This window comes from Gracilibacillus thailandensis, from assembly GCF_010994055.1.
Taxonomy (GTDB): Bacteria; Bacillota; Bacilli; order Bacillales; family Amphibacillaceae; genus Gracilibacillus; species Gracilibacillus lacisalsi.
On the sequence record NZ_WJID01000026.1, the window covers coordinates 1 to 14,532 of the forward strand.

Annotated in this window: 12 protein-coding genes; all 12 read right to left on the reverse strand. The window is 35.6% G+C overall.

Annotated elements, in window-relative coordinates; translation table 11 throughout:
- Positions 1-58 precede the first annotated feature (58 nt).
- Complete coding sequence (locus GH715_RS09755; protein WP_324186996.1) at positions 59-916, reverse strand: sugar phosphate isomerase/epimerase family protein; 858 nt, start codon at positions 914-916, stop codon at positions 59-61.
- A gap of 112 nt (positions 917-1,028) precedes the next feature.
- Positions 1,029-1,616, reverse strand: a complete 588-nt coding sequence (locus GH715_RS09760) for a CalY family protein (protein WP_153836232.1) — start codon at positions 1,614-1,616, stop codon at positions 1,029-1,031.
- 35 nt (positions 1,617-1,651) lie between these two features.
- Positions 1,652-2,248 (reverse strand): signal peptidase I SipW, encoded by a 597-nt coding sequence (gene sipW / locus GH715_RS09765; RefSeq protein WP_153836231.1) that lies wholly within the window; start codon positions 2,246-2,248, stop codon positions 1,652-1,654.
- Positions 2,249-2,368: 120 nt separating this feature from the next.
- A complete protein-coding gene (locus GH715_RS09770) occupies positions 2,369-2,575 on the reverse strand; it encodes a SipW-dependent-type signal peptide-containing protein (protein WP_153836230.1) in 207 nt (68 codons plus the stop codon).
- Between the two features lie 78 nt (positions 2,576-2,653).
- Positions 2,654-5,998: a ThuA domain-containing protein gene (locus GH715_RS09775; protein ID WP_153836229.1), complete on the reverse strand. Its 3,345-nt coding sequence runs from the start codon at positions 5,996-5,998 to the stop codon at positions 2,654-2,656.
- A 612-nt stretch (positions 5,999-6,610) separates the two neighbouring features.
- Positions 6,611-7,684, reverse strand: a complete 1,074-nt coding sequence (locus GH715_RS09780) for a Gfo/Idh/MocA family protein (protein ID WP_153836228.1) — start codon at positions 7,682-7,684, stop codon at positions 6,611-6,613.
- A gap of 41 nt (positions 7,685-7,725) precedes the next feature.
- Positions 7,726-8,556 (reverse strand): carbohydrate ABC transporter permease, encoded by an 831-nt coding sequence (locus GH715_RS09785; RefSeq protein ID WP_153836227.1) that lies wholly within the window; start codon positions 8,554-8,556, stop codon positions 7,726-7,728.
- Positions 8,557-8,573: 17 nt separating this feature from the next.
- Positions 8,574-9,470, reverse strand: a complete 897-nt coding sequence (locus GH715_RS09790) for a carbohydrate ABC transporter permease (protein WP_153836226.1) — start codon at positions 9,468-9,470, stop codon at positions 8,574-8,576.
- Between the two features lie 65 nt (positions 9,471-9,535).
- A complete protein-coding gene (locus GH715_RS09795; RefSeq protein WP_153836225.1) occupies positions 9,536-10,885 on the reverse strand; it encodes an ABC transporter substrate-binding protein in 1,350 nt (449 codons plus the stop codon).
- A gap of 352 nt (positions 10,886-11,237) precedes the next feature.
- Positions 11,238-12,245, reverse strand: a complete 1,008-nt coding sequence (locus GH715_RS09800; RefSeq protein ID WP_153836224.1) for a LacI family DNA-binding transcriptional regulator — start codon at positions 12,243-12,245, stop codon at positions 11,238-11,240.
- 136 nt (positions 12,246-12,381) lie between these two features.
- Complete coding sequence (locus GH715_RS09805; RefSeq protein ID WP_153836223.1) at positions 12,382-12,819, reverse strand: GNAT family N-acetyltransferase; 438 nt, start codon at positions 12,817-12,819, stop codon at positions 12,382-12,384.
- A gap of 313 nt (positions 12,820-13,132) precedes the next feature.
- Positions 13,133-14,461, reverse strand: a complete 1,329-nt coding sequence (locus GH715_RS09810; RefSeq protein WP_153836222.1) for a S8 family peptidase — start codon at positions 14,459-14,461, stop codon at positions 13,133-13,135.
- Positions 14,462-14,532: the final 71 nt, after the last annotated feature.

Consider the following 14,532-nt stretch of genomic DNA (forward strand, 5'->3'; position numbering starts at 1 on the left):
TTATTCAAACCTCAAATTTCTTCATAACAGGAATGCTCCCTATTTATAATTTTTGTTATTATATTGAAATATTTATATAACGCTCTAAAAATTCATAGGAGCGCTTTGAAGCATAAATAGGATCGTGCGAATACGTATATAGTTCTACTGTTACAAAACCATCATATTCAATTTCATTCAACACTCGAAAAATCGAATCAAAATCCATCGTTCCATCACCTGGTATTAAATGATAATGCTTCTGATAAGCGATATCTTCCATATGCAAATTCCATATTCTATTTTTGAAATTTGATAATAACTCGGGTAAATTTTCTCCGATTACCTCCGCATGACCTAAGTCTAAATTTGCACCTAGTCGATCCGAACCTACTAAATCGATAACTTCTAATAGCTCTCTGCCATTTTCAACTAAAAGTCCTGGTTCATATTCGATTCCTACATTTATTTGTTTTGCTTCGGCATACTCCATAATTTCTTTAAGCGACTCAACTAATTGAATAAGCGCCTGATTAGGAGGATTACCTGGAAGACACATTCCACTTGTAATACTAATGTTTTTTGCCTCTAACTCAACAGCCATATCTATACAAGCTTTTGTATATGCAATTCGCTTCGATCTTTTTTGTTTATCAGCATTACAAATAGACGGTTCAAATGTAGGCTCTCCTGTTGGATCAAAAAAGAAGCCCGCAACCGTATTTCCATTAATATTAGATACTTCTAATTGATATTTATCTAATTCATACTTCAAATCCTTTACCCAATTTGCATTAGTTGAAGGAGGAAATGCATGAGGGGTATCTGCAAGTATTTCCACACCTTGATAACCTGTTTTCCCTATTTCAGAAACGGCATTTGTTAATGTCATATTTTGATAACCATTTGTACTGTATGCTAATTTCAAAGCTATCACCCCTAGTTTAAAAATCTTATACACTTATAAAGTCTAGTTTGTAGTTCCTAGGGAAGCAGAATGGGCGTCCCTAGGAAACAATTTTTATTTAGATTTTAATCCCAACAGAAAATTAATTCTGTTCACCATCAGTTTGTTGTGCATTAAATGTCCATTCTAATTCTAAAGAATCTCCTTGGAATTGGTTTTGATCTTCTCCATTATCAACAAATACAAACTTTACTGAAAGATCATCTAATGTACCTGATGGAAGTCCTTCTTCTCCTAAAATTGGAATAATAGCAGATTCAGCAACAGCTTCAGGTGTCATAGATTTAAGATCTGCCAAAGTAGTTTCATAGACAACCTCATCAAATTTATCTAGGTTCATTAAAAATTCTACTTTGATATGTTCACCAAAATCTTCGGTGTTGTCATCATTTGCATCTATGACGGAATAATCAGTATCCAATAGAACCCTAGCGATATCTAATGAACCATTATTTTGTAACTCAAATGTACGAATCATTTGGTCGCCTGGCTTTAGATTGTCAATATTAATAATTTCTGTTGGCTCAGCAGTTAAATCTAACGTACCAGCAGCAAATGTACTATTTGTTACTTCACTATCGCTAAAGTATGCGAAAGTTCCACCACCAACTAGTGATAAACCTAACGCTGCAGTTGCAATACTCATCCCTAATTTCTTTTTAATCCCCATCTTAGCGTCCTCCTAATAATTAGATATTATTTAACTTAAACTTTTTTATTGGCTTGAGAAGATACTATCTTTGATTCTTCTGTTCTTTCTCTTTGTTGACTATCCAGTTGTTTTAGCGCTTGCCAAATACTTATTACTGAATAAGTAAGTAGAAAAACACCGGGAACAATAAATAATAACGCAAGCCCTTGTTTTGTATTAGCAAAGTTTGTGATATACCCAACATATGGTAAGTGAATACCTGTGTATTGCCCTACTATGTTCTCAGAAAGTACCGGTTCCATATCTGGTCCATCGTTATTGTCTCCTTCTGTAATATACTGTTGCCCATTTCCCTTCACTTCCACAATTCTATGGGTAATAAGAATATTATCTTTTGTTCTAAACGTGATAACGTCCCTTTCATCAAATCTGGTCATATCACCACCGACTTGAATTAAAATAACCGAACCTGTCTGAATCTCTGGTTCCATTGATCCAGACAATACTGTTTTCAATTGATGTCCGAAAACAGTTGGTTCTCCACCTGATGCACGCACAGAAATGACAACGATTACAGAAAATACTAATACAATAAACAATAGACCTGTAATAATGTTGTTAATCATTTTAAAGATTTTATTCCACTTCATGGTTGAACAACACCCCGATACTTTATAAAATTTATTATCTGAACATAGTTTAGATGGTAGATAGATTCTTGAAACACCTTTTGCTACGTTCGATCACAGTTATTTGTTACATTTTTATACTTAATTCATTAATTCTTCCTGTTCCTCCGCACCGGTAGAAATGGTTATTGTAACAGTTTCAGAATCATCAAAATAAGCAACAGTTGGTGATGTTAGTTGGCTAATCAGTAGAAGTAACACATATAAAATAACAAGTATTTGTATCGAAAAGGTTGTCCGTCTTTTTATCGCATTCTTATTTGCTTGTAAAAGCCATATATTATTCATTGCAATATCCAACCCTTCGTCATACTCCCCTTCTGCGACAGATTTCTAACTGCCACAGAAGGGTAAATACCAAACTACTTACTGCCAATTTGCTATTAAATATTCAGTTCCTGCTGCTAATTGCTGATAAGCTTGATCAGTTAAGATTCCTTCTTGATTTTGGTGTTCTATCAAGTCTAGGAAGCCATTTAAGTGTTTGACCACTTTATCAGCTTGATCATTTTCTTCATATTGACTTACAGAAGTTAAATGCGTATTTAATAAACGAGCCACTTCTTCATCTGTAATATCACCAGATTCTTTGTATTGATTAACCATGTCATTTAATGCATTCGCATCTTCTACAATGACGGAATCTTCACCTGGTGCCGGGAAGTTCTCACCTGCAAATTGAATCCAATTAATGTTTACTTCACCTGATACCCAATAAACATAAACATCATGGACGCCAGATACACTAGCAAGTTCGGAACCAATTGTTTCCCATGCTTGCCAATCACCAGTAGCTTCTGGGCTTACAGATGCAATTGTTTCTCCGTCAGGAGAATCTAGACGTAATTCAATTTCTGCATCAAAATTAGAAGCATGTCGGAAATAGACTTCTTCCATTTGCTCTAAGTTTAAGTCTTCAAATTTCAACCATTCACCTTCGCCAGTCCATCCGACATTCTGACCGCCGCCTTCATCAGAAGTACTTTCTGTGTCTATACCAGATGACTTGTCATCATAGTACTCTGCTTCAATACGTGGTTTGATAAATTCAATAGTTTCAATACCTTCAAGTGCTGGTGCACCATCGTTACCATTATCAGTCGCAACTAGACTCAATTGCCACCATATGTTATCATTATAGTTATGACCTTCATCCAATAGAGTATAAGTGGCTTCGCATCCAGTTTTATACTCTTGCGGATGACCATGATCATCATGAAGTAAATCTAGTCGCCATTCTAAGTTTTCACAGGCAATTTCTCCATCTTCTTGATCAGTTGCACTACCAGTAACGGTAATCGTATCACCGTTGTTGAAGAATGTTTTGCCTTCGTAGTCGTCAATTTCTACCACTGGAGGCGTATTACCAACTACGATGGTTTTACTCCAGTTTGCCGTCTTACCTGTTGTATCTGTAACAGTTAAACGAACATTGTATGAACCATTTTCAGTGAACGTATGAACTGGATTAGCTTCTGTTGATGTATTACCATCATCGAAATCCCAGGCAAATGTAATCTCATCTCCATCTGGATCTTGAGTACCGCTAGTATCGAAGGATACTTCTTCACCTACTTGTACATATTCCGCACTTGCTTCTACTTGTACTTCAGGTGCACGCTCTAGTACTCCCCAAGAAACCTTGCGAATACCAGATTCTTCATTTACTTCCCACCAAGAGTTACCAAACTCAGCAATATAGATGCTTCCATCCGGTCCTACTTCGACATCCATTGGTAGTTTTAAACCTTCAATGAAATCGTCGACTGATACGATCTCACCATTTTCATCAGTGTCTACTGCCTTCATCCATCCTCGAGCAAAATCATAGAATAGTAGTTTTCCATGGTAAGAAGATGGCAGTGCATTTTCACCAGTCCCTGGCTGATAAACTGGACCTGCACTTGCTGAACGTCCACCACTACCCCAAGGCTCTTTTTCTCCATATGGATAGAACGCAATTGGATAAGTTGCTTCATTCTCAGCGAAATCAAGTATTTCATCTGGAGTAGTTAAAATATCTTCTGCAGATAGATCACCTCTGATGGTACTGAAATCGAAGTTCTCAGCAAACTCTACGAAGCGATCAGTAAATTCATCATAAGGATTATCTCCATTTACATATGGCCATCCAAAGTTTTGCCCTGGCTCGGTAATAACATTAAATTCATCATAATCTTCTCCATCTGGTCCAACATCCCCTTCATAAATGTATCCAGTTTCTGGATCAAAGGAGATACGATAAGGATTTCGGAAACCATAAGCATAAATTTCACCACGTGCACCTTCTACATCTACAAATGGGTTATCTTCAGGTACGGAACCGTCTTTGTTTAGACGTAGAATACTACCTCGTAAATCTCCTAGGTTTTGAGAAGTAGTAATCGAATTTACTTGTGGTCCATTTGTTGCTGGATAGTTATCCCCTAGCGTTAAATATAACTTGTCATCTGGCCCAAATTCTAAGAAACCAGCTTGGTGACAACATTGTGGATCAGAAGGAACTTCCAATAAAATTTCTTCTGAATCCGGGTCAATTGTGCCATCTGCATAATCAAAGCGAGATAGATTATTAATAATTTCCCCATCTTCAGTGTATCCTGGTACGGAGTAGTAAATGTAAACGTAACCATTTTCATCAAACTCAGGGTCTAAGGCAATTCCCATTACACCATGTTCCCCTTCAGTTGTTGTATCAATGTCTAAAATTTGATTTGTAGAACCATTTGGTTGTGTTTCATACACACCACCATTGATACTAATTGAGAATACACGGTTATCATCCGTTACTTCTAATGAAGTGGGACGTGGAACTGCATCTGTTAATGTTTCAGAAACTAATCCTGGTTTTGGAGAAGGTTCATCACAGTTTGTATCCGTTGCCATACCGAAAACATACTCTAAACCTCCAAGAAAATGTTGTTCAAATTTTTCCTCTGATGTCCAAGTTTGTGAATGGTGCCCTAACGCTGTAATGAATACACGTCCTGCTTCTTGAGGGCTACACCAAGAAGTTGGGTGATCATCAAATTGACCGCCACGTTCACCTTCCACAGAATCGGTATCTAGGCTTAGCAAAATATGCTTTCCAGCATCACGTGGGTTCATATCTTCAGGGAAAATATAAACTTCTTCCAGTTTTGTCCATTCTCCACTTGTAAGATGTTCTGTCGCGGGGTGTTCACTATCCTCTACTAAGAAATTTACTTCTTGTGTCCAAGGGTGAGAATCAAAGTAAGCCCCTACCATTTCACCATATTCTGGCCAATCATATCCTGTATCAATAGCAGCGTGTGCTCCAATGAAGCCACCACCATTTTCTACAAAATCAATAATTGCATCTCTTTGTTCTTCTGTTCCGAAGTTCATAGTTGTATTACCAAACATGATGGCATCATAATCTGCAAGAAATTCAGGTGTGAAAGCTTCGTCCAATGACAAATCACCTTCTCTCGCCTGATCTGTTCCATCAACAAACGTTACTTCAAAGCCATTTTCTTCTCCCCACTGAGGCATCACGTCTTTAATATCTTCGATTGATGCATGACGATAACCTGCAGTATGGGTAACAACTAACAACTTGTGTACTTCTCCGTCTTCATGGTCTCCTTCATGTGCGGAAGTCGTTATTGGTTGCATCAATGGCGATACCAATGTCGACAATACAATGATTGCAATGAAGAAAATACTACCGATTTTCTTTTTTACCATTCGTTTGACACCTCCGATTTGATTTAATCCTTAGATGCCTAGACCTGTTGCTGTTAGTAATTAAAAACCACTCTATTCTGCATTCTGCTCGAACTCCATTAATCACCCCCTTAAATTAGACAATTACAAAGAGTTTCGGTTCGTATTCTATTTTTTGGCTAGCAAATCTTATTAGCAGTAAATAATTCTTTGAGTTTTAGAAATTGAGTATCATTGTATTTTCAGTAGAAATAATCATAGGTGATATTAATATGGGTTTGATTTTAAATGGGAGATATCTAGGTTGAAGGGTTGAAGTGATAACTTGTGATGTAATCCTTTTCATAAGAAGACCTATAATATATAGATACCAGCTATAAACAAGCATGAAATATCAAGATAAAGCGCCAACATCTATATAATACATTAATGTAAACCTTTACATTGGTAAAGATACCAAACCATGTAATAATTGTCAATAAATTTTCAAAATTAAAGTTATTTTATTAACTTCCTCGTATAGCTTCCTTCTTTCGCTTATAGGTTTTGTATATATCATTTTTAGCGAATCCGAATGTATTGTCCTTTTGCTCACCTTCATTACCTAAAAAAGCTAATGAAGGTGAACAAACCCTACCTTAATTTTTCAATAATCATATCAAATAATTCTAAGTCCTTTTTAAAATCTTCAGGTGTCGTTTTTAGCAAAATCCCTTTGGTCACAACCTCAAAAAAATGTTCTAATTCCAGGGTATAGGGATCCTTAAATGTCGGTCTTGTCACGCACTCTGAATAGTTACCATTTACTGTTTTGGCTAAAATTAAATTAGTAGGTAAATGACGAATATAGGGCGTATTGTATTGAACTGTTAGTTGTTTATTGTTTCCAAACACCTCAATATGGGCATCAAACCTAATAATATTATCTATTCCAGTTTCAAAGGTAGTATAAAAATCGTCATATTCTAAAGTTGCTGTTATAAACTTACCTCCGTTCCAATTAGATGCCGACACAACTCTATTCGGAAATCCAATTAATTCACGCATTGCAGATAAATCATGACTACTTAACCCACACAACAACCGATAAGTAGTGCGTAATGTATCAGGTGCATCTTCTCCAATTGCTTCATTCACCATTTTCATAGCTCGCTCTTCTTTATCAACCATTGCATCTTTGGGCATATCATTAAACCGAAGAACATTACTGCTTTGTTCTATAAACAAGCTGTTTTGCCCTATAATATCACGTACTTTCACATAATTAATTTTGTCTAACTTCTTCATTTCATGTACTGCCTCAATAAAAGCTGGTGCAAACCTTCTCATATAACCAACCATTACATGCACTTCATTTTTATCACGAGCCTCAATAATTCTATCCGCATCAGATTTAGTCAAACACATTGGTTTCTCAACTAGTACATGTTTCTTATTTTGCACTGCAGAAATTACACAGTCAGTATGATATTCATCACTATTTAGCACAAAGATTACATCAAGATCCTTCTGTTTTGTTAACTCTTTGGCATCTGTAAATAAGTTGGTTACCCTATACCTTTCACCTATAGTTTGCAATAGCTGTTTAGATATATCACACAATGCCGTCACTTCATACTTATCCGATAATGATTCTAATATCGGCAAATGTATTATTTGTGCTACTTCTCCTAATCCTATAATTCCTACCTTTAATTTGTGATCCATCATTATCTCTCCTGACTTTTTCTTAAGTAATAGAATCAGCTTTATCCTTTGACAGCACCTGCTGCACTACCTGCAATAAAATACTTTTGTACAAATAAAAAGAAAAGAAATACCGGAACCATTGTTAGTGTTGCAGCAGCAGTTATACTTCCCCAATCTGAACTATACTGTTGCATAAATAACTGTATACCTACCGGAATAGTCATTACATCCTCTGTTTTTAAAAATATATTAGCTATTAAGTATTCATTAAATGAAAATAAAAAGGAAAAAATAGCTACTGCTGCGATACCAGGTCCTGATATAGGAAGAATAATTTTAATAAAGGTTTGAAATCGATTACAACCATCCATTCTAGCTGCCTCTTCTAACTCCCGCGGTATCGAATCAAAATAACCCTTATACATCCAAATTGCAAAAGGTAGGTGAAGCGTAACATAAAGAATAATCACTGAGTAAAGGGTATTAATCAACTCTAAATGTCGAAACATAATAAATAATGGTATCAACACGAGAATAATCGGAAACATTTGCAGCATTAATAATGATTTTGAATAGATAGAAATAAATGTTGAACGAAACCGAGATATGGCAAACCCCGCAAATGCCGCAACAATAATACTCAATAAAGTTCCCCAAAACGTAACAATTACACTATTCTTAAATTGGGTCCAAAACATCGTTTGAGTATGTAAATGTAGATAATTCTCCAAAGTAAAATTTTGAGGTAATATATGAGTTGACGTCCTCATTTCAGAATTACTTTTGAAAGAATTTAATATCATGGTGATGATAGGTAGATTAATTAAAAATGTAATAACTATTAGAGAAAAAAACAAAATAGTTTTTCTTATCCCTTTATGTTTCTTCATCCATCTCTCTCCCTTTTTCAATCTTCTTCTTGAAATCTCAGCATTAAATAAGCTAACCCCATTAGTATGATTAAACTTACAATCGCAATGGATGAACCTATACCTAACTCACTTTTGATAAATGTGTAATTATATGCTAATACGATTAAATTTTCTGTTGCATTGATTGGACCACCCTGTGTTAGTAACCAGATCGTGTCAAAATCATTAAAAGACCAAATAGTCATAAGGATCCAACAAACAACAGAAATACCTTTAATAGAAGGCCAGGTGATATGGAGAAATGATTTCCACCTATTAGCACCATCTATTGTTGCTGCTTCGTATAAATCATTACTAATAGTTTGTAATGCTGCTAGAATGGATACCATCATGAAAGGGAAGCTTCTCCAAATTTTAATAAGAATTACTGAAAAGATAGCTCCACTTTCTGTTCCTAAAAAATTTATTGAACTAAAGCCAAAAAAAGTAATCATTTGATTTAATAGAGCATTTTCATCAGCTATTAACCATCTCCAACCTACAATTGAAACAATAGAGGGAATAATCCAAGGAACAAGTAGGGCAACTCTAAAAAACCCTTTTAGCCATACATCTTTATTAATCAATACCGCAAGTCCTAACCCAGCTAAATAACTCCCAATCACCGCAAAAAACGCAAAAACAGTACTAAAATATAATGAATTATAAAATTCTGACATTCGAAACAAATCAATATAGTTCTGTATGCCTGCAAAATCACCAGGTTGTATTAAGGTACCATCTTGCAAACTGTACATAACCCCTACAATTAAAGGGTATAGATTGATCATTGCAATAAGAATAAGTGATGGTAATAGAAAATTATAAGGAGCCCAATCTATTTTTCTCCTATTAAGTGGTTTCTCTGCTTTACTTATATTCAGTAAACTCAAAGGGAACCTCCTCCTGTTTTTTATCTAAGAAGAGCTAGTTTATAAAACTCTTCCATATTTTTTATCTATTCACCCATAATTTCTTGTAAACCTCCTTCTGCTTCTTCCATTGAACTCATTACATCTTTTCCTGAAAGAATCTGTTGCGCTAAAGATTGTAAAACACCATCACCTTCAATTTCATTTAATTCCGGAAAACTTCCATTAAAATATGTAGAGGTAGTAAATGCATTTGGAATATACTCATCGTAGACAAATTTATAGTCTTGGTCTTCTTGAAAATATGGCTCTTCTGAGAAAGAGACTCTTGCAGGCAACTGATTAGAATTCCCCTCTGTCCATAACGGCAACTGATTTTCAGACCACCATTTTAAGAAAGTTTTAGCTTCTTCCGGATGTTCTGTTTGCTTATAAAGCATAATGTTATTAACCCACATAACAGTTCCTTTATTTCCATTGGGACTTTCTAAAGCTGGTAAGATACCAACTTCATCCGTTATTTCTGGGAATTCACCTCTTGTGCCTGGTGTACCAAGGTACAGCGCTGCGTTCCCTTGTCCAAATGAATTTAATGCATCATCCTGTCCCATTCCTGGAGATGCAGGATTAATTGAACCGTCTGCTTGTAGATCAGCCAAAAATTGAATTGCCTCCTGATTTAGCTCATTATTCACTAACTCTACATGACCATCTTCCGTAAAAATACCTCCACCATTGTTGAAGATTAAGGTAAATAAAGTATGAACACCATTATTTGCTCCACCTTCAATAGCTAATCCATACTGACCATCTCCATCAGTTAACTGATTAGCAGCCTCTCGAAACTCTTCCCAATTTGTTGGCACTTCTACTCCCGCATCTTCAAATAAGTCTTTTCTGTACCAATATACCCTTGTATCTAATCCCCAAGGTAACGCTAGATAATGACCGTCATATTGCATTGCTTCGATAGTTCCAGGATAAAAGTCATCTAGTTTTCCTTCAGCTTCCCATTCTTCAATTACATCATCAATCGGTAAAATAGCATCTTGCCCATAAAATTGGAATGCTTGAAAACCGGCTCCAGTACTTATATCAGGGGCTGTGCCTGATGCGATTGCTGTAGTAAATGTTTGATACCAGTTTGCCCATGGAGTAGATTGATAGGTTACATTTATATCAGGGTGTTCTCTATTGAATTGATCAACTATTTCTTCAGCTGCTGTTATGTATTCTGAAGGTCCCCAAGACATATCCCAAAAGCTAAGCTCCACCACTTCTCCACTTTCACCTTTATTGTTTTCACCAGAAGTATTACCATTAGAACTATTATTAGTCCTATTTTCACTGCTAGATGAATCACTTGAACACCCTACAATAATAGTAAAAATAATAGCCAGTAATAAAACATTTAAAAAACGCATTTTGTTACGCATAAACATAAACCTCCATGATTGATTTAGTATTTTCATGCCATAAACTACAGCGTTACGACTACATTACTCATACAATATAACGGTTTGTTTTCTTCTCCACCTCCCTAAAACCGAATTAAAATAAAAACGTTTACATTTTACGACAAATGTTGCAATAGGCATTATTTTTTATTGAATCCTTGATATAAGCAGGATGTTTACATATGATTCTACATAAATAATGATATTTACCCCTACTTAATCACTTATAAATATAAACGTTTACATTTATAAGTAAGCGCTTACTAGTTAAAACAAATGTTACCATACTATTTTTATATTTTCAATAAAATTTCTCATTTTTTTCAATATTTTAGGTGTCTCTTTTAATTAACTGGGTAGGAAGTATTATTTTTCTAGGAGCAATGCTTTCACTACTCTCCATTTGTTCAATTAATATATTAACAGCTGTTTTCCCCATTTCATGTATTGGTTGTTTAATAGTTGTTAAAGATGGACTAATAATACTAGAAGTGCTAATATCATCGAAACCTACAACGGAAATATCATTAGGTACTAACAGCTTTTTCTCCCTGATACCATTTAACGCACCATATGCAATTAAATCGTTAGCACAGAAAATAGCCGTGAATGTTGGGTTCCCCTTTAATAATTCTAACACTGCTTTATAACCAATTTCCATAAAATTAGCATCGTTGCGCGTTGAATAAATAATATCTTCATTTATCGGAATGTTGTTTGTCATCAAGCAATTTTTATAGCCAAGCTCTCTTTGTTTAGATGCTCGATCAGTTCCAATATACGCTATACTATTGTGTCCTCTGCTTATTAAGTATTCTACAGCATTTATGGCTCCGCCCAAATGATCGACGTCTACAGAAATAATGTCCGACAAGTTTTGGCTTTGTAAGCCTACCATTGATATACCATTTTCATAGAAAGTAGAAAGCTTTTCATTTACCTTTTCATCCATTCCATGTGTTAACGGTCCAACAATAATCCCGTCCACATTTCTTTCTTCAAATAGTTCCAAAACAGATATAATTTTATCCTTTTCTCTATTATGTGATGCAAGTAATAGTGCATAACCTTTATCCCATAATGCATTTTGAATAACTTCCGCTAATTCAGACCAGTAGCTTGCTAACTCTGGAAGGATAAAACCAATCATTTTTGTCTTTTTTTGTTTCATAGATCTAGCACTATAATCTGGTTTAAAATTCATTTTTTCAATCGCATCTAGTATTTTTAACCTAGTCTCTTGCTTCACTTTATCTTTCCCATTAATAACTCTGGAAACAGTCGCAATTGATACATTTGCCTCTCTGGCCACGTCTTTGATGGTTTTTTTCACTTTCATTCAGATCCTTTCCTGCAGTAAAGTATAAACGTTTACATATATTATGATATAAATATCGTTCAAAAAAATCAAGACTTTTTATCTATTTTTTTGACATTTATTAAGTATTTCGAATCAGTTCAATCAGCAACGTTTTTTACAACTTTTTATACATTATGGTTTGTAAATCTTGAAAACCAATTCGGTGATAAATCTCTTTCGCAAAGTTGCTGGCAAATACATTGAGACGAATTTCTTTAAAACCACGATATTTACTATCAGTCACCGCAGCTTGTAATAATTGCTTAGCTATCCCTAGATTCCGATATTCGGGTAAAACATACAGCTCATAAATAAATGCATGAGGTGAATTTGTAATATAATCTACGTTTTCCCCAAGCAGAATCCAACCAGTAATTTCTCGATTGACATGTTCATACACTAAATAATATCCATTTTGATCAAGTGTAAATAACGCCATTTGTACAGCTTGTTCTTGACTGATAGCTTTTTTAGATAACGTACCTTCATTTGCAGCATCCTTCGCTTTGGACAAAATAAACTGCACATCTCTATTCGTTGCCTTTCTAATCATAGTTACGCCCCTCAAAATAGCATTGTAATGATGTGAATCACCATCAGTAATAGCATATTTCTCCGATATGGATGATTAACTATACAGTTTGACGGCTGTTCACCATAATAAAGCATATGTCATAAATTCTTTTTTGTTCTGTTGTACAGAGGGACTGTTACACCGATACTATAAAGTAAAGGATATTCATAGTCAATAATCAAAAGCTACCATCCGAGATATGAAACGAAATCTCGAGATGGTAGCCTTTTTTGTTTCACTCATCTAATTATGAATTAACGGCATGTCCCCATTTATCGCTCCATCACAACTTCTACTGTGGTATGGTGTTTTCTGCGTTGATATAACCAGCACCATAGATGTTATTATCACGGTCTTCCCACAAATCCACTCCATTTTTCAGTAGTTCTTTTATCTCATCAGGTGTTAAATCTGGGTTATGCTGCTTCATTAAACTAACTACGCCAGCACAAATTGGTGTCGCCATCGACGTACCTGACATGGTAAAGTAATCCTCTCCGACACGACTTGATTTTTGCAATTTATCAATATATGAATTTGGTGAACGCAAGGATATAATATCAACACCAGGTGCTAGAATATCTGGTTTCACTTCACCGTAAATCGTTGGTCCTCTACTGGAGAAACTTGCTACGTCATCATCTCCGCGAGTATCTGCGGTATCACGATCATCTAATGCTCCAACGGTAATAACACGATCACTCAGACCTGGACTTGAAATGGTTTGTGGATCAGGTCCGCTATTACCAGCTGCAACACAGACAGTAATCCCATTCCTCCATGCTTCCTCTACAATTTGAACCAACGGATCCCGATCTTCTTCTCCATAATCCTGTGGCTCTGTTCCAAGGGACATACTCATGATATCAATCGGAGTATCCGGATTATTTTCATTATATTGGATACACCATTCTACACCTTGGATAATCGTATCTAAAGAACCAGATCCTACATTATTTAATACTTTCACACCTGCAATATTTGCTTCTGGAGCTGGTCCTGCGTACGCTCCTGAAGAAGCAGAACCATTACCCGCTGCATCTCCTGCGCAATGTGTTCCATGACCGTTATCATCGTATGGTTCAGAGCGATTATTGACAAAATCCACAAAATCAGTGATTCTTCCTGATAAATCTTGATGAGGATATACCCCTGTATCAACTATTGCAATTTTGGTCCCTTGGCCTGTTAATGTTGTATTATTACGAATGACTTGTTTCGCGTTAGCTGATTCAACCGCTACATCCAATAAGGCGTGAACCTCTTTATTCTTATATACCTTTTTGATATGTTTACAGTTTGATAGTATCTCATCCAAGCTGTCAGGGGTCATATCTGCTGAACAACAGGAAATCCTCGAATGATAATGATATAACTTATTTTTCCGATATTTTTTAGTGACCTCCTCTATTTGGTGACAACCCGATTCATAAGCCTCCGGATGAAACTGAACTATAACTGACAGTTTTTTCTTACGTTTTAACCTTTTCTCAGCTAATCGATGCAAAAAGCATGGTGTATATTTAAAAGGGCGATACAGATTAATTAACTCATCCCGTAAAGGACGATCTAACTTACTCGCATGGTTACGTACCGTCTGAATCATTGAATATCCAAACAAATTATCCCCTCATTTCTTCTTTTTCTACAAGCTATGAGTAAATGAGGGGGTTGGAATCCATGATTGTCCAT